Origin of the sequence: Xylanibacter ruminicola Ga6B6, from assembly GCF_000687715.1 — a bacterium.
GTDB classification, from domain to species: domain Bacteria; phylum Bacteroidota; class Bacteroidia; order Bacteroidales; family Bacteroidaceae; genus Prevotella; species Prevotella ruminicola_B.
The window spans coordinates 86,784-102,427 of the sequence record NZ_JHXD01000003.1 but is presented as its reverse complement, the minus strand read 5'-3'; the positions used below and the strand labels follow the sequence as shown (position 1 = coordinate 102,427).

General features: G+C 51.5%; 14 protein-coding genes and 1 pseudogene. All 15 read right to left on the bottom strand.

Annotation, left to right across the window (positions count from 1 at the left end; genetic code table 11):
* Window positions 1-13: 13 nt before the first annotated feature.
* The 15 genes and pseudogenes from rpsS to T500_RS0103150 all read right to left on the bottom strand — a co-directional run bounded on the left by rpsS (window position 14) and on the right by T500_RS0103150 (window position 15,632).
* On the bottom strand, window positions 14-280 hold the full coding sequence (rpsS, locus tag T500_RS0103215; RefSeq protein WP_013065476.1) for a 30S ribosomal protein S19: 267 nt from the start codon (window positions 278-280) through the stop codon (window positions 14-16).
* A 21-nt stretch (window positions 281-301) separates the two neighbouring features.
* Complete coding sequence (gene rplB / locus T500_RS0103210; protein WP_013064908.1) at window positions 302-1,129, bottom strand: 50S ribosomal protein L2; 828 nt, start codon at window positions 1,127-1,129, stop codon at window positions 302-304.
* A gap of 5 nt (window positions 1,130-1,134) precedes the next feature.
* A complete protein-coding gene (rplW, locus tag T500_RS0103205; RefSeq protein ID WP_013065472.1) occupies window positions 1,135-1,482 on the bottom strand; it encodes a 50S ribosomal protein L23 in 348 nt (115 codons plus the stop codon).
* A gap of 16 nt (window positions 1,483-1,498) precedes the next feature.
* Window positions 1,499-2,128, bottom strand: a complete 630-nt coding sequence (gene rplD / locus T500_RS0103200; protein WP_028906920.1) for a 50S ribosomal protein L4 — start codon at window positions 2,126-2,128, stop codon at window positions 1,499-1,501.
* A 1-nt stretch (window position 2,129) separates the two neighbouring features.
* Window positions 2,130-2,744 carry a 50S ribosomal protein L3 gene (rplC, locus tag T500_RS0103195; RefSeq protein ID WP_028906919.1) on the bottom strand — a complete coding sequence of 205 codons (615 nt, stop codon included), beginning with the start codon at window positions 2,742-2,744 and terminating at the stop codon, window positions 2,130-2,132.
* Window positions 2,745-3,091: 347 nt separating this feature from the next.
* On the bottom strand, window positions 3,092-3,553 hold the full coding sequence (locus tag T500_RS0103190) for a hypothetical protein (protein WP_028906918.1): 462 nt from the start codon (window positions 3,551-3,553) through the stop codon (window positions 3,092-3,094).
* Window positions 3,554-4,196: 643 nt separating this feature from the next.
* Entirely contained in the window at window positions 4,197-4,322 is a 126-nt protein-coding gene (locus tag T500_RS17385) for a hypothetical protein (RefSeq protein ID WP_262502930.1), read from the bottom strand.
* Window positions 4,323-4,338: 16 nt separating this feature from the next.
* Window positions 4,339-8,295, bottom strand: coding sequence for a beta strand repeat-containing protein (locus T500_RS0103180; RefSeq protein ID WP_155267412.1), 3,957 nt, complete (start codon window positions 8,293-8,295; stop codon window positions 4,339-4,341).
* A gap of 381 nt (window positions 8,296-8,676) precedes the next feature.
* Window positions 8,677-8,820: pseudogene (locus tag T500_RS17460) on the bottom strand (hypothetical protein); the annotation flags it as partial.
* 1,203 nt (window positions 8,821-10,023) lie between these two features.
* Window positions 10,024-11,106 carry a helix-turn-helix domain-containing protein gene (locus tag T500_RS0103175; protein WP_230580828.1) on the bottom strand — a complete coding sequence of 361 codons (1,083 nt, stop codon included), beginning with the start codon at window positions 11,104-11,106 and terminating at the stop codon, window positions 10,024-10,026.
* Window positions 11,107-11,126: 20 nt separating this feature from the next.
* The gene (locus T500_RS0103170) at window positions 11,127-12,716 is read right to left on the bottom strand and encodes an ABC transporter ATP-binding protein (RefSeq protein ID WP_028906915.1); all 1,590 of its coding nucleotides are present in this window, start codon (window positions 12,714-12,716) and stop codon (window positions 11,127-11,129) included.
* Window positions 12,717-12,719: 3 nt separating this feature from the next.
* The gene (locus T500_RS0103165; RefSeq protein ID WP_028906914.1) at window positions 12,720-12,989 is read right to left on the bottom strand and encodes a PqqD family protein; all 270 of its coding nucleotides are present in this window, start codon (window positions 12,987-12,989) and stop codon (window positions 12,720-12,722) included.
* Between the two features lie 27 nt (window positions 12,990-13,016).
* Window positions 13,017-13,445: a S24/S26 family peptidase gene (locus T500_RS0103160; protein WP_028906913.1), complete on the bottom strand. Its 429-nt coding sequence runs from the start codon at window positions 13,443-13,445 to the stop codon at window positions 13,017-13,019.
* Window positions 13,432-14,292, bottom strand: coding sequence for a hypothetical protein (locus tag T500_RS0103155; protein ID WP_028906912.1), 861 nt, complete (start codon window positions 14,290-14,292; stop codon window positions 13,432-13,434). The genes T500_RS0103160 and T500_RS0103155 overlap by 14 nt, the downstream gene beginning before the upstream one ends.
* A 104-nt stretch (window positions 14,293-14,396) precedes the next feature.
* A complete protein-coding gene (locus T500_RS0103150; RefSeq protein WP_155267410.1) occupies window positions 14,397-15,632 on the bottom strand; it encodes a tetratricopeptide repeat protein in 1,236 nt (411 codons plus the stop codon).
* Between the last annotated feature and the right edge of the window lie 12 nt (window positions 15,633-15,644).

The following is a 15,644-nucleotide window of genomic DNA, read 5'->3' as shown; positions in this document are numbered from 1 at the left end:
ATTCTCCCTGGGATTACTTCTTGTTACCGGCGTGACCACCGAAACGACGTGTAGGTGCAAACTCTCCGAGCTTGTGACCAACCATGTTTTCTGTAACGTAAACAGGGATAAATTTGTTACCGTTATGAACTGCAACAGTGTGTCCCACGAAATCGGGTGAGATCATTGATGCTCTGGCCCATGTCTTAACGACATTCTTCTTACCACTCTCATTCATAGCGAGAATCTTCTTCTCGAGTGATACGTTGATGTATGGACCCTTCTTTAATGAACGACTCATAATTTACTCTAATTAACTTGTTTACTTCTTGTTAGCTCTTTCAATAATGTACTTGTTTGAAAGCTTCTTAGGTGCACGAGTCTTAAGACCCTTAGCGTACAAGCCCTTACGTGAACGTGGGTGACCTCCAGACTGACGTCCTTCACCACCACCCATTGGGTGATCATGTGGGTTCATAACTACACCACGGTTGTGAGGACGCTGACCCAACCAGCGAGAGCGACCAGCCTTACCTGATGCCTCGAGAGCGTGATCTGAGTTACCTACACTACCTACAGTTGCTTTACAAGCTGAGAGAATCTGACGAGTCTCGCCTGAAGGGAGCTTGATAACGCAATAGCTACCCTCACGAGAAGTCAACTGAGCGAAATTACCAGCCGAACGAACCAGCTTGGCACCCTGACCAGGACGCATCTCAATGTTGTGGATGACTGTACCTACAGGGATGTTTGCCAAAGGAAGGGCGTTACCAACCTCGGGTACTGCATCAGCACCCGACATCAGAGTTGCACCAACCTGCAGTCCATTAGGAGCAATGATATAACGTTTTTCACCATCAGCGTAGAAAAGGAGTGCAATGCGAGCTGAACGGTTAGGATCGTACTCGATTGTCTTTACTACAGCTGGAACACCATCTTTCTCTCGCTTGAAGTCGATCAGACGATACTTCTTCTTGTGACCACCGCCCATGTAGCGAACAGTCATCTTACCGGTGTTGTTTCGACCACCGGTTGAACGCTTACCGTAAACGAGAGACTTCTCTGGCACGGATGCAGTAATATCCTCGAACGTGCCAATAATCTTGTGTCTTTGACCCGGAGTTACGGGCTTTAATTTACGTACTGCCATTTTTATTACTGAATATTGCTATAAAAATCAATTACATCGCCCTCTTTCAAGGTAACGATTGCCTTCTTGAACGCGTTCTTCTGACCCTTGATCAGACCAGCCTTAGTGTAGCGTGAGCTACGCTTGCCGGCGTAACGAACAGTGTTCACGTCGATTACTGTAACATTGTACAGAGCCTCAACCTCATTCTTAATCTCGAGCTTATTAGCCTCAGGACGAACGATGAAACCATACTTGGCCTCAGCCTTCTTGGTACGCTCCTCGCCCTTTACCTTATAAGTTTTCTCTACAGAAGACTTGTCTGTAATCTTGGTCATCTTCTCAGTGACCAGGGGTTTAATGATAAATGCCATATCCTTAGTCCTCCTTTTACTTGTTTAAGATACCGTCGATTGTCTCCAGCGACTTCTCAGTGATAACGAGTACATCAGCGTTCAGCACCTTGTAGGTGTTAACCAGTGAAGCCTCCATTACCTCTGTGCCCTGCAGATTGCGAGCCGACAGATATACATTGTTATTAGTATCTGACATTACGAAGAGAGCCTTCTTGCCGTCAACCTTCAGGTTCTTAGCAATGTTGATGAACTCCTTAGTCTTAGGAGCCTCCATGGTGAAGTCCTCAACAACAACGATTGCATTCTCCTGTGCCTTGTATGACAGAGCCGACTTACGAGCAAGAGCCTTAACCTTCTTATTCAGCTTGAAGCTATAGTCACGAGGTGTAGGACCAAACACACGACCACCACCACGCAGCAGAGGTGAGTTGATATCTCCGTGACGGGCACCGCCGCCACCCTTCTGACGTCCAAGCTTACGAGTAGAACCAGAAATCTCGCTTCTCTCCTTTGACTTAGCTGTACCCTGACGCTGGTTAGCGAGATACTGCTTTACGTCGAGGTAGAGAACGTGGTCATTAGGTTCAATACCGAAGATAGCCTCGTTCAGAGTTACCTTACGTCCGGTCTCCTGACCTTTGATATTCAATACGCTAACTTCCATCTTACTTGTTAATTAAAACAGTTGAACCATTATAACCAGCGCAGCTACCCTTAACAAGGATAAGATTGTGCTCTGGAATTACCTTTAACACTTTGAGGTTCTGAGTAGTAACTCGATCGCCTCCCATCTGGCCGCCCATGCGCATTCCCTTGAATACCTTGGCGGGATAAGAACAGGCACCGATAGAACCTGGCTTACGCAGACGGTCGTCCTGACCGTGAGTAGCCTGGCCTACGCCACCAAAACCATGACGCTTCACAACGCCCTGAAAACCTTTACCTTTTGAAGTTCCTACAACGTCAACAAACTCGGCACCCTCGAAGATGTCGACTGTAACGGTGTCACCGAGGTTCATCTCGGTATCAAACTTGAACTCGGCCAAGTGGGCCTTTGGTGTAGTGTTAGCCTTCTTGAAGATACCCATCATTGCTTTTGTGGTATTCTTCTCCTTCTTCTCACCGAAGGCGAGCTGAACAGCCTCATAGCCGTCCTTCTCTACAGACTTAACCTGAGTTACAACACAAGGACCAGCTTCGATAACAGTGCACGGTACATTCTTACCGTCGGCACTGAAAACGGATGTCATTCCGATTTTTCTTCCAATTAATCCTGGCATTTCAGTTTAAAAATTAATAATGTTTATAAAATATATAATAAATGTTCCTTTTTAAGTGGTTCTCGCAACTTCCGCGCACACAAATTACCCACTTAAAAAGGAACTTCAACTACTTCGTTTTCGAAGGCTAAGTCGCTATTTATCAGGGCATTGTTAGCTCCACGGCCAGCGCAATACTCACTTTTGCGGGTGCAAAGGTACAAATAATATATAATATACGCAAATATTGTTAGTATTTGATAGTATCTTTTAAGAATTTTTATACCTTTCACTCGCAAAAGACCTGATATCAGCCAAAGAAATCATCGTATTCGTCGCCAAGTCACCGGCACCACCCCCGCCAATTTTCAATAATCCTTTGTTTTTCTTTGCTCTGCCTGGGGGCAGTCCCCTGGCATCATAAACGCCGAAGGTAGTTTGATTCCGGCAATCTCAAGACGTTTTAGATGTTGAAGCTCATGCAGAAAGTCACAACTAACATATGTTTTGCGCGACGAACCTTCGGTAGTAATCACAATAACCAGATCACGGCCAAACTTGTAGGCCTCGAAGTGCAGATTATCACAATCAAGTATGTACCGTTCACCATCAGCACGAAACCCAATGTTAAGCAGCAGCTTCTTGTCTATACGAACGGCTTTCACCTCCTCGGGCTTACGTTCATATACACGTTTGCCATCTGTTAGCCAAACAGTATTGCTATTCATACGATAAAACTGCAGAATACGGTTACGAGAGTTAACTCGAGTTTGAAAAAGATCACCTACTGAAGGATACTCTTCTAGAATGCGATAGATTTTACGTTTCATACTTTTTACGGATTAATGTTATTATTCGCCGGCAAAGGTACATAATAATAACCCCGATTGCAAGAAAAGCCGTCATGTGTAGTTAGCCAAAATATTGATGCGCTACTAATGCGCTAAAAAAAGTAGCAGAAAGTTAGTTTTCAACTAACGAAAAGTAACTAATCGAATTGCCGATTCTTAATCATCTGAAAACAAGGACTAACTATCGGGATTGCAAAAAGTAACTTTTCGCAATAAAAAAGTGCGTGTTACTAAAACGCACGCACACTTTTTCTTTTTTATTCTTTTTCTATATCTATATCTATTTCTAAATACGTGCGCGCGATATAAGTAGGTACGCACGTGAGTATCGCATCTTTGTTCAATCTTTGTTCCGATTTTGTTCCGATTTTGTTCCGATTTTGTTCACCAAAAAATTAATAGATTGGGCGCAAAAAATCCTCTTGCAACCTATTATAAAGTTGCAAGAGAATTGAATGTTATCTGGCTGTTATGCCATGCTGTTCATGTCAGTGGCATCTATAGATGATTCTTTTTAACCTAACCAGTCATCGTAATCTGGTACATTTTCAGGTTGTTGCTCACCACTTGCCTGAAGTAGAACGATTAAAGCTATTATTTGAATCATTCTCAAAAATCTCCTTTAATCAATATCACCATCCCACAGAGGGGCATCTGTCGGTTCTTCACCACTACCAACCAATAGACGTACCTGATGTTGCAGGATGACTACTTGCATCGTAGGCTTCTCGTATATTTTCTTTTTCATTGCTTGAATCCTCTCTTTACTTAATTACAATCTTTTTACCATTATTAATATACAGTCCCTTCTTGGTGGGCTTGCCGCTCAGGCGCACACCGTCGAGCGTGTACCATGCCTCGTTGTCGAAGGTCATCTCGCCCGTCTTGGTATCGATGGTGCCGATGCCTGTTGTCTGGCCGTTGGCTCCTACCAGGCGCACGATGATGCTGCTGGGCAGTTCCTCGTCCGTAGCAGCTGCACCACGCGTCATGGCGCGGGCTTGGGCAGGTCCGCCTACATACGACAGGTAGCAGCGCATAGGCTTGGCTGAAGCGCCTGTAGTGAGGCGAACGAACTGACCAGCCTCTACGTCCTTCTGACCGTCAGCAGAGGTGCCGCTGGTAGCAGCGAAACCATAGTCATGGGTCTCAACCTCATTCCATAACTTCTTACTATATGTACCGTGGAACTCCCATCCTTCAGCATCAGAAGCGAGACAGTTGCCGCCGCCGGTGGTGTTCAGCGTGGCACCATCGGTGAAGGTGAGCGACGTTCCAGTTGGCAAAAACAGATACGGCGTATTGGCAGTCAGCGAGCCCGTCACTTCGTTCATCGTTGCCTCACACTTGTTGTTCTTTTTCTCCACACCGCCGAAGGTATAGAACGTACCACCGCCGATTTCGCTGACAACTTTGTTGAACGGCAACATCACAGTGGATGGCTTGCCCTCGGTAAATGCGCGGTTGTAGGTCACGCTAGTTACATTGACATCCACAGGGATGCTCACCGTCGTCTCCGATGAGCCGTTGAATGTGGCGGAGACGTTATTGCCATCCTTCGTCAGCGCCACGCCCGTAACAGGTCGCAGCGTCTGGTTGTGGATGCTTTGGATCTCATCATTACTGAGCGTTCCGCTCCAGATGTTTCCATTTCCGTCAACCAGCGTCTGGTCGTCGGCAATCTTAACCTCGCCGGCAGAACTCTCGCCGCTGTAGTTGTATATACTGTTGGTGCTAACAAAGTCGCTTGCCTTTGAGTAGCCAAGTGTCAGCACGCCAGGATTTGTCCCATAATCACAAATGCCTAATCCGTAACCATTTGTGCCCGTGGCCGTCACCTGTCCTCCAATAACATCAAAGTGTCCACTAAAACAGAAAATGCCGTAGCTTTTGCCTGAGGCCGTCACCTGTCCTCCGTCGATAACGATGCCGCCAGCATCAGTGGCGCACTGTACAGAGATGGCGACGCCACTGGCGCACTCTGTCGAAGCCGATACCACACCGCCGTGGATGCCAAGCAGACTACCAGCGTTGTCATGTGATGTCTCCAAGAATATTGCAGATTCACCTCCAACAGCTGTAGCCGTCAGCGCGCCCGTACCCTGGCTCTGCCCGTAGATATGCAGCGTCTTCTCATCACCATAGATGGCACGATCATTTACGGCCGTTCCCGTGTTCGTCACAGTCATCGCCTTGCCGTCGCCGAGAATCAGCGTCACGTTGCCGCTGAGTGTCACGGTGCCCGTATAGGCCACGTCGCTGTTAACCACATACCAGCCCGCAGCGAGTGTTGTCATGGTGTTGTCCAGCGGGATGGCAATGACATTCTCGTGCAGTGTGCCGCTGGCATCGACATATGAGGTGGTGACGGCACGGTGCAGCGTTTTGCCGCCGATTGCGGTTATTTGTTCGTTCGTCAGCGTGCCGCTGTAACCGTTCATACCATTGCTGGCCTCAGTGCCGTCGGTGAGGGCCTTGCCGTCGGCTATCTTCACGGCGCCATTTGCTGAGCTGTAACTGCTGGCCAGGATGAAGTCGGTGGCATTGGTGCAACTGAGGGTGATGTCATTATCTGCCCGGATGCCTCCGCCTGAGCCCGTCGCTGTGAGCTGGCCGCCGCTGAAAGTGAAATCATTGTCGAAGTCGAAGCCTAGGAAATCATCCTTGCAGCGAATACCGATGTAGCCGCTTGCCGTGACCGTGGCGCCAGTCTGCACATAGTTGCCGACACAGGCGGCTATATCAGTAGTCGCGACGCTAAGCGTTCCCTCGCCGCTGACGAAGAGTGTGTAATCACTGTAGATACCACGATTGGAAGCGGTGTTGACGGTCATCGTCTTGCCGTCGGCAATGATGAGATGAGTATCGCCAAGGAGGTTGAGTGTGTGGTCGAAGGAGATGTCGCTATCCACCTTATACCATCCTCCGCCGAGGTCAGTCACCGTAGCGTCCGTCAGTGCCACTGCCGAAGCCTCGTCAGCACCTCCGTTGAGGGCAGGGGCAAAGGTAACGGTAACTGTTACGCCCGTGCCGTCCTTCAGGTCATCAGGCACAGTGAGCGTGGCGGTCGTGCCGCTGATGGGCAATTTGATCCCGCTCGCAGTCGTACCACTGTTATTAGTATATCCGTATGCTACGCTTCTCGCAGCGTAACCGTCAGTAGGTGCAAGAGTCAGCACGACGCTGGCGCCCTTCTCCGACATTACACCAAACGAAGTGCCGTCCGTTGCGCTCCTGTCGTTGTATGTCACCGTGCCACTGCCCGTCACATTGACCATGACAGTCGATGGCAGGATGGCGAACTCCTTCTCCACAGAGCCCAGCGATGCATAGGTGCCTTGGAAGGTGGCTCTCACCTTAGCCGTACCGACATTCGTATTATTTGTGTAGGAATATACATAGTCCGTGCCTTTGGTGAGGCTGAGCGAACCGGCTATGACGAGCGGCTCAGGCTTGATTTCACTGCCTGTGTAGGTCTGGTCGGGCACGACATCCATCTGACCGGCGGTTTTCAGAATAGATACATTCCACTTGCCGTTGCCGACATCGGTCATTGTAATGTCGTAGAAGCCAGCATCGCCATTAAGCCTGAAATTGCCGTAGCCGCCCTCCATAAATGAACCCGTTCCGCCTGAATACGGAATGTCTCTGCCTTCTGCATACGGGTCTTCATCCAAACGGAATGTATTATCGCAATACCCCATTCCCGGTTCGTCTTCATGATAATCTTTACCAATATTGTATTCTTTGCCCTGCTGAAGATTTACTGTGGTCACGCCGTCGTAGATGGTGGCTTCCAGGGTAAAAGGATTATAATAATCGCCTATATAGCCCCATGCGAACTCTGTCGTGCCGTGGGTGCCTTGCTCAAACACTGCACTTACCGTTACATTGCTCTTTGGCATGAAGAAACTGTTGCCCGTGGAAGCCACGTCGTTGTTCTGAGCATCCTTTACAACAAGGCGGCTGAATCTGTATCCGAGAGCTGGTGTGGCAGTTATCGTCACCTTCTCCATATACTTAGCCGTAGCAGCACCCGTCAACGTACCGTGCTCGATGCCATTGGCAATGGTAATGGTGTAGTCGGTATCATCCTTTGGTGCGATAACACGGCGGTTGCCGTTCTCAATGATGGTGAAGTAGTCTATCTTGTTGGCGGTCACGTTTGTTTCGCCGTGCATATAGACGATGCTCTCGCTGATGCTCGATGCGTCAACCATATCGATGCCATCGTAAATGGTCACCGTGCCGATGGTGTTGGTGCAGCCGCCGTAGGTATATCCAGTTCCGATTCCGTTAGCTTCCGAGCCGCCTGTTGCCTTAACCGAGCCGCCCTTGATGGTGATGGTGCCAAGTATTGCAGTCCCGCCTTTAATAACGCCTGTGCCGATGCCTGCACCCCACTTATCATTGACGCTGCCGTTTGCCGTGATGTTTCCGCCCTCGATAATAATATCGCCACCGATAACGTCATTGGCAGGGTTCCAAGCACGGCTCAGACCGATGCCTGCGGATTGGTCGCCGCCGTTTGCTGTCAGCGAGCCGTTGCCCTTGATGGTGAGCGTAGTGCCTGAACCGCCGACCTGTATGCCTGCCTTATAGCTTGCACCCGTCACGCTGTTCGTGCCGACAAGGGTAATCTCCGCTGTACCTGCACAGACGATGCCGCCGGTGATGGTCGCGTCGTTGAGCGTGATGCTTGCGCCGTTGGCTATCGTCACGGTGTGGCTCGTCGAGCCTGTCAGCACATTGCCATCGACGACGGTGAAGTCACTGGGGGCTTGCGACAGGTCGATGTTGCTGCTGTGTTCGATGGTGGCCGTCACGGTTATGTCGGCCGTGCCTACGGTAACGCTGTAGTTGCCGCTGTCGTCAGCCGTCAGTGTGTTCGCGCCGTCATACACATTAGATGCCGTATAGGAAAAGCTCGCCTTGAACGTGACAACCGTTCCCGAAATGTACTTACCGCTGCCATCTGCTGTGTTCGTTGCGCTTACAATCTCCATATTGGCAGGCAGATTGACGGAATAGGTGGTAGCGGTGGATGCCGTCACGGTCACGTTGCCAGCGGGCATGGTGAATGTGTAATTGCGGTTGCCAGCATCGGTCAGCGTCAGGTCGCTGGTGCCGTCGTTCACTTTGAGCGTCGAAGCATCAACCGCCGTGCCGAGCGTCAGGGTGACGGTTTCGCCCGTAATCGCGAACTCGGTGGAAACAGTGATGTGCGCCTTTAGATCATCGCTCATCGAAACGGTGTGATTCAATGCCTTGGTACGAATCTGACGTTCCGAGCCCTCGTCCGTATCGTAGAACACGGCATCCTTGTCATCGCCGGTCACGATGTTACCGCCGCTTATGAAATTCACGGTGACAGAGCCGCTTGCAGACTTGCCTTTGCCGATGCACGCGCCTCCCTGAACGGGAGTGGCAACAATCTTCCTGATGCCGTCGGAGATATTGACGGTAATGCTGCAATCGCCGCCTAAATAGCCGGAACCGATACCAGCGGCATTGATGATTCCGCCGTTCAGGTTGATGGTGCTGGCTTTGCCTAGTATCCCTCCGCCACCGATGCCGGCGCCGTAGCCATCACCATCTTGTGCCGTCACGATGCCGCCGTTGATGGTGATGGTTCCGACGGTCGCTCCAGATTGACCGCCAGAGCCTATACCGGCCCCAACCTTACCTGTTGCATTGATTTTTCCGCCGTTGATGGTAATCGTTCCGGCAGCCGTGTTGTCCACACCGCCAATGCCTGCATTATATTGACGGTTATCGTTGGCTCCCGATGCCACGAGTGCTCCCATCGTCGCCTCGTCGTCCGTCTGAGCATAGATGTTCAGCGTAGCGTCGCTGCCAACGGTGATTCCCTTGCTGGCCGTCAGCGTCGCGTTGTTGGTGAGAATCAGGTTGACCGTGCCGCTTACGGTGATGCGGTCAGAGATGGTTGTATTGCTATTGACCACAAACCAGCCGCTGTTCCAAAAGGTTGAGCTGCTCTCTACAGTCGTATAGGTCGTGCATGACTGTTGTGTGCCAGTGGCATCCAAGTAGCTGATGCCGTCTGCCATCGCCGTTTGCGCGGTGAGGGACATCATGAGGGTGAGCAGGACTACACTGAGGTGCTGCCGGCTGCGCTTGATATTGCGCCAGCAGGCCCGGAAAAAGAAAAAGATGCCCACAGCTGCGAGGGCAATAAGAATAATCTCCAAAGGAGTGATTGATGATAGTTGACTCATAACTATTTTAAGTTTTGTAATTTTATGCCCGCAAAGGTACACCATTTCTATGAAACGGGGCATTGAAAATTGTACATGTATGTTGCAATACGGTGCAAATTGATTGCATTTTAGCACAATAAACATTGAAAATTGTCCATAGCATGCAAGAATCCACACAAAAAAAGCCCGATGAACTCGGACTTTTTTATTGTTTTTATGCTCTATGCGTTACGCGCGCTCCATTTTCTGTTTGGCGCGGTAATAGGAATTATAGGATGCGTAGCCGGAAGCGAGGGCTGCGGATTCCTTGGTCTCATCAGGATGCTGGGCCATGTACTGATCGAAGTGCGCCAAGCGCAGGCTGTTGACATAGTAGGCAAACGAGGTGAAGCGACGGCTGAACGTGAGCGACACGTAAGAACGGCCCAGCTGGCAATGCTCTACTACATCGTCGATCTTTAAGTGAGGATTAAGATAGGCCTGCTGGTCGCGGATGTATGCCTCGATCTCGATAGCGGTCTGGCCGATGAGATCCTCATGATCGTCATCCTCATGATCGTCGCACTCTTGTATGTGGGCGGTTTCGGGCGTAACAAGCAGGGCCTTGCGACGCCAAACGGGCATGACGGTGATGAGCAGACTAACGTTTGACACGGCCAGCAGCACATTCTGAATGGCCATGGCTGTAGGCGAATCGAGTATGTAGGCAGGCCATATCAGGGGCGTGAGGAATACAGGATAGAGCAATACGCGGCTGGCGTAGTCGGCAGGGAAGTCGTCGGGGTTTGAGTAGTTGGCATCGCGGGCCTCGTCCATCCAGTGCTTAACCTGCCACATGGCCAGTGCCACATAGCCCACCATCACCATACTCTCGGCCAGCACTACATGCTGCCAGATGCGCAACCCGTCGGCACTGAGAATGCCGGTGGGCAGCCATGCATTGAGCACGGGAACAAGCATGGTGCCTATGACGATGATGGCGGCCACCCAACTGATGCCTTTCCACTGGTTCCACTGCTTAACGGTGCCGGCAAAGCACAGCAGCAGTACGCCGCAGTAGAAATAGTAGGTAGCGGGGAAGTAGCTCTTGATGAGCAGCCAAGCCGATGCATCGGTGGGGTTAATAACGTAGGGCAGCAGCACCGAGGCGCAGCTGTAAAGCAGGCACTGCAGCTTGCGGTCGGGCCAGATATAGCGGTGGGTGCTCTTGGGTTGTTTACAAGTGTGGAACCAGCGCACTGCTGCAAACATCCAGCAGGTGGTAAGGTACATGAGTGCCGCCAATCCGTAATAATAGTTTTCTATCGTCATTTTTTTCTTTGTTAGTTCGTTTAACTGAGGGTTAAGATGGAGTCGTCGCACAGTTGGCACACCGTGGGGCGATGGGTGATGAATAGCATGGTTTTATGGGGGTGAGCCGTAAAAATGCGCTGGTAGAGCTCGCGTTCGGTGGGTTCGTCGAGCGAGCTGCTGATCTCGTCGAGCAGCAGGATATCGCCGCCATGCAGCAAGCCGCGGGCGATGGCTATGCGCTGCGACTGACCCTCGCTCAGGCCGCAACCGCGCTCGCCCAATTCGGTATCAAGACCGTCGGGCAAGTCGAACACAAAGTCGGCACAGGCGGTGTGCAGCACCTGGCGCAGCTCGTCGTCGGTGGCCGTGGGCTTGGCCAGCTGCAGGTTGTAGCGGATGGTGCCGCTCATCAAGGTGTTGCCCTGCGGCACATAGCAGATGTTGCCACCCACCTCTACCCTACCGCTGGTGGGCTGGATAAAGCCGAGGATGAGACGGAACAGGGTGGTCTTGCCGATACCCGTCTGGCCCATGATGGCCGTCTTGCTGCCAGGGGCAAACTCGTGGCTGAAGTGCTGTAATATCTCGCTGTCGCCATTGGCATAGCGGAAGCTGACATCATCAAACCTAACCATATTATTAGGCACGGATTTACACGGAGATACACGGATTTCGTTTTCCTTGGCCGCCGACAGCTCTTCTAACCTATCGATGCTGGCTGTGCAGTGTATCACCGTGGGCACCATGTTGAGCAGTTGCAGTATGGGGTGCTGAATCATACCTACCAGCTGCAGGAACGAGGTCATGACACCAAAGGTGATGGTGCCGTTGCGCAGGCAGATGCCGCCCCATACGAAGGCCAGCAGATAGCCCAGACCGAACACACAGCCCATGACAATACGCATGGCCACGGTGAAACGCATACGGCGCATGACGTTGCCCTTGAGGCGCTGCTGCATCGACTCGAGGCGGTCGGTAACCCACTGCTCGGAACCCAGCGAGCGCAGCACGGCGTTGTGCTCCATGCTCTCCTGCACCTGCATCTGTATGCGGCTCTCGTCCTCGCGGATATCGAGCGTCATCTTGCGCAGGCGGCGTGATATCAGCTTGCCAAACACGATGGCCATAGGCGTGAGCAACAGCAGGGCCCAAGCCAGACGGGCGTCGAACCAACGCATGAGCAGAAACGCGCCACACAGCTGAATAAAGGTGATGGCTATCTGGGGGACGGTGTCGGTACAAACACTGCTGACGGTCTCGATATCCTTGACCAGGCGCGAGGTGACATCGCCCGAGTGCAGCTCCTGTTCGGTATAAAGCTGACGGCGGAACAGGCTGCTGAAGATGCGCAGGCGCAGGGCGTTGGTCTGGTGCACGCCAGCGGTGGTGGTGAGCCAGTAGCCCACCTGACGGAGGGCCACACCGCCTAAAACGGTGAGCACCAGCAGCAGCACCATGTGCAGCACATCGTCGGCCGTGCCGGTACGAATGGTATCGTCGATAAACCTGCGGCTGAGCCATACCATGAGCAGGCCAAGTGTCACCTGACCGATACCCGTTACGACACGCACCACCGTATTAAGGCGGATGCCGCGCGAGTTACGCCACAACCATGCGATGTACTTCATATTTTATTCTATCACGCCTACTTTCAGCCACTCGTCGAGGATGGCGGTCACATCTGGTCGTGCCTCCTCGTGCGATACCTCGTATTCGTCGCAGAGCTGGTCCACCAGATCGTCGCTGGTAAACTCGCCCAGGTCCATGGCCTTTGTCCACAACCAGGCGGCTGTCTCGTTCAGCGCCAGCATCTTTCCAAAGTTCACGGCGCCAAGTCCTTCGCCTACAATGATGTTTTCGCCGCATACCTCGCGCAGCACAAAGCCTTTCTTAATTCTCATCTCTTTAATATTTACATTTTAGCATTTTTACATTCTCCGATATACGCCCAATATGTACCGGCGGACGGGGCGCAGATGCCACCAGAGCCGGGCAGCTCGGCAGCGCCACGGGGTGTACAGATAGTGTGCCTTTTCGTTGGCCCCAACCACGTGGGTTGCCACGGCCTTCACGTCGGCGCGCCGGCACTGTTCGGTGCCTTTGATGTTGCCGTCGCCCATCAGCACAATGCTGTCGCCGCTGATACTGATAATCCTATGCACCACGTATCGGCAGTTATCCGCCCACGCCAGCACCACATCGCCCACCTTGAGTTGGGCAGGTTGCTGCAGAACCACGCTCTCCTTGCCACCGATAATAAACGGCAGCATGCTGTGGCCATTCACGGGCAGCGTAACACTCACGCCATCCTGAACCAGACGGACAGCCTCTTCGATGATGTAGTTATCTTTCACCATTTATTTCACCTTTGCACAGTTGGGCGGCAGCCTCGTCGGGCAGGCACTCCAGATGCCATACGGGCACCTGCATGGCCAGCGCATTCTCGGTGGCATGCAGACCATCGGCTATGCGCGCATCCCAGCGCTTGCCGCTGATGCTGGGCACCAGTGCGGCATAAGCCTGCAGAGCGCCCAGGCGCTGTATCTTATTGTAGGGTGCCTGACTGAGCAGCACAACGCCACCCAGGGGATAGCTCAGGTTACGGTAGCAGGGTGTTTTACCGCTCCAGGGCGAGCCGAACACGGTAGCCACGCCATCCTGGCCTACACGTACCACGGGGTTATCGTCGTTTACCAGCTCGGTGCCCTCGATATACCGCAGCCACAATCGGGCATGCGTACTCTTACCTGTGCCGCTGGGGCCCAGGAACATATATCCCCTACCCTGATGGCTCACCACGGCGGCATGGAACAGTGCCGTGCGCTTATCGGCGGTGGCCAGGGCAAAAAGAATCATCAGTGCATTGTCGATAGCCAGCTTGGTGTATTGACCAGTGGTTATCAGGCGCCCTGCGTGGTAATCGGCCGAACAAACCAGCCAGCCTGCGGTGGCGCCATCCCATACAAAACCAAAAACGGCATCGCCTGCAGCCGTATGGCCGCAGACAATCATCTGCTCAACATCATCCTGTCGCAGTTCTTCGGTAAATTCGGGCGCTTCGCCGCTGCTGATAGCCAGTGAAAACAATGCCTCGCCATCGGCACAGGCAAACGGCTGATAGTTGGCCATGAGAGAAAAACAACTCTCATCGCCACGCACGCAGAACCGATGTTCTGCCACTTGATAATATCTAGATACACACATTCCGGATAATCTCTTAATGGTATTACGCTGCAAAGGTAATAAATTTTGTTAATATTCAGAACTTTATCCGGAAAAAAGTGCAAATATATCGTTCAGTTTTTAAGTTATTTTTTGGGTTTGGCTCTGAATTTTTCGCGTAGGTCATAGATACGCAGCATCTCCTTGGCTTTCTCCAGCATCTCGGTGAGCTTGTCGGTTGGCTTGTCGACTTCGGCAGCCTTCTCAACAAACTGCTGATAGTAGGCCCTGCCCTGCTCCTCGTCCTTTAACAGATAGGCATAGGCATTAGCGATGTTATAGTAAGTGGCTACCGATGAGGGATTATACAATAGGTGCTCCTTCCAAGCGGCTATGGCCTCGGGGTATTTGTGGGTAAGATAATAGCCCTCACCCTCCGACAAGGTAATTGCTTTCATGATGGTAGTATCGGGAAGCATCAGCTCCTTAGCTAAAGACAGATAGTTCAGTCCTTCGGGATAACGCTGGGTATCAACACACACCACGCCCAGGCGATAGGCACAGCCATAATGCTTCATGCCGCTGACAATAAAAGCCAGTTGCAGGTACTTGTAGGCCAGCTCAAGACTGTCGACACGCGAATAGCTCATGCCTGCCGAATAAAGGGTATTGAAGGTAGAGTCGCCCTGAGCTAACAGGCGTTCATACATCAGCGACGACTTGCCGAACTGGCGATCCATAAAGTAGGCATCGGCCAAGGCACGATTCACCTCAACGTTAGTAGAGTCAACAGCAAAGTACTGCTGTCCGCACTTGATGCCGTTTTGTGGTTGTTCCAACTGCGCATATGCCAAGGTGAGTCCTGCCACCATCTCCCCATCCATAGGGAAACGCGCCAACAACTGACTTGTCCAAAACACATAAGAGTCCAGATCACTCTGTTTCTTATAGCTCTGAGCCAACTGGCGGAAAGACTCGTGCGAGAGACTATCCTCTGGAATCGTCTTAAGCAATTCTATTACCTGGCGATAGTTAGCACGCTTGTAGTAGCAGTCTGCCAGTTTCATCTGGACAGCACAGTCAACTATCGCACTCTGTTCGGCAGAATGCTTGAGACGCTCGATGATTTCATTTTGCTTCTCCTTTGGCAACTTATTCAGTTGCTTAAGGGGAAGGGCTAGGTTTTCTACTGCCTTCTCCCGGCTTTTTTTCTTGGCCAAGTCATAAGCTTTCTGATAGTGTTTCAGAGCTTCGAAGGTGTTATACTGTTGCATACAACTGTCGCCAGCCTGTAGGCAGATTTTAAGAGAATCTAAGCCCTCACCCTTTGCAGGTGTAACCGCCAAAAGGGCGAGGGCAACAATAGTTTGAACTATTTTCATTATTGAATTTAA

What these genes read in the sequence shown, in the direction of transcription:
- rpsS (WP_013065476.1), bottom strand. Translation starts at nt 280, where the DNA reads ATGAGTCGTTCATTAAAGAAGGGTCCATACATCAACGTATCACTCGAG.
- rplB (WP_013064908.1), bottom strand. Translation starts at nt 1,129, where the DNA reads ATGGCAGTACGTAAATTAAAGCCCGTAACTCCGGGTCAAAGACACAAG.
- rplW (WP_013065472.1), bottom strand. Translation starts at nt 1,482, where the DNA reads ATGGCATTTATCATTAAACCCCTGGTCACTGAGAAGATGACCAAGATT.
- rplD (WP_028906920.1), bottom strand. Translation starts at nt 2,128, where the DNA reads ATGGAAGTTAGCGTATTGAATATCAAAGGTCAGGAGACCGGACGTAAG.
- rplC (WP_028906919.1), bottom strand. Translation starts at nt 2,744, where the DNA reads ATGCCAGGATTAATTGGAAGAAAAATCGGAATGACATCCGTTTTCAGT.
- T500_RS0103190 (WP_028906918.1), bottom strand. Translation starts at nt 3,553, where the DNA reads ATGAAACGTAAAATCTATCGCATTCTAGAAGAGTATCCTTCAGTAGGT.
- T500_RS17385 (WP_262502930.1), bottom strand. Translation starts at nt 4,322, where the DNA reads ATGAAAAAGAAAATATACGAGAAGCCTACGATGCAAGTAGTCATCCTG.
- T500_RS0103175 (WP_230580828.1), bottom strand. Translation starts at nt 11,106, where the DNA reads ATGACGATAGAAAACTATTATTACGGATTGGCGGCACTCATGTACCTT.
- T500_RS0103170 (WP_028906915.1), bottom strand. Translation starts at nt 12,716, where the DNA reads ATGAAGTACATCGCATGGTTGTGGCGTAACTCGCGCGGCATCCGCCTT.
- T500_RS0103165 (WP_028906914.1), bottom strand. Translation starts at nt 12,989, where the DNA reads ATGAGAATTAAGAAAGGCTTTGTGCTGCGCGAGGTATGCGGCGAAAAC.
- T500_RS0103160 (WP_028906913.1), bottom strand. Translation starts at nt 13,445, where the DNA reads ATGGTGAAAGATAACTACATCATCGAAGAGGCTGTCCGTCTGGTTCAG.
- T500_RS0103155 (WP_028906912.1), bottom strand. Translation starts at nt 14,292, where the DNA reads ATGTGTGTATCTAGATATTATCAAGTGGCAGAACATCGGTTCTGCGTG.
- T500_RS0103150 (WP_155267410.1), bottom strand. Translation starts at nt 15,632, where the DNA reads ATGAAAATAGTTCAAACTATTGTTGCCCTCGCCCTTTTGGCGGTTACA.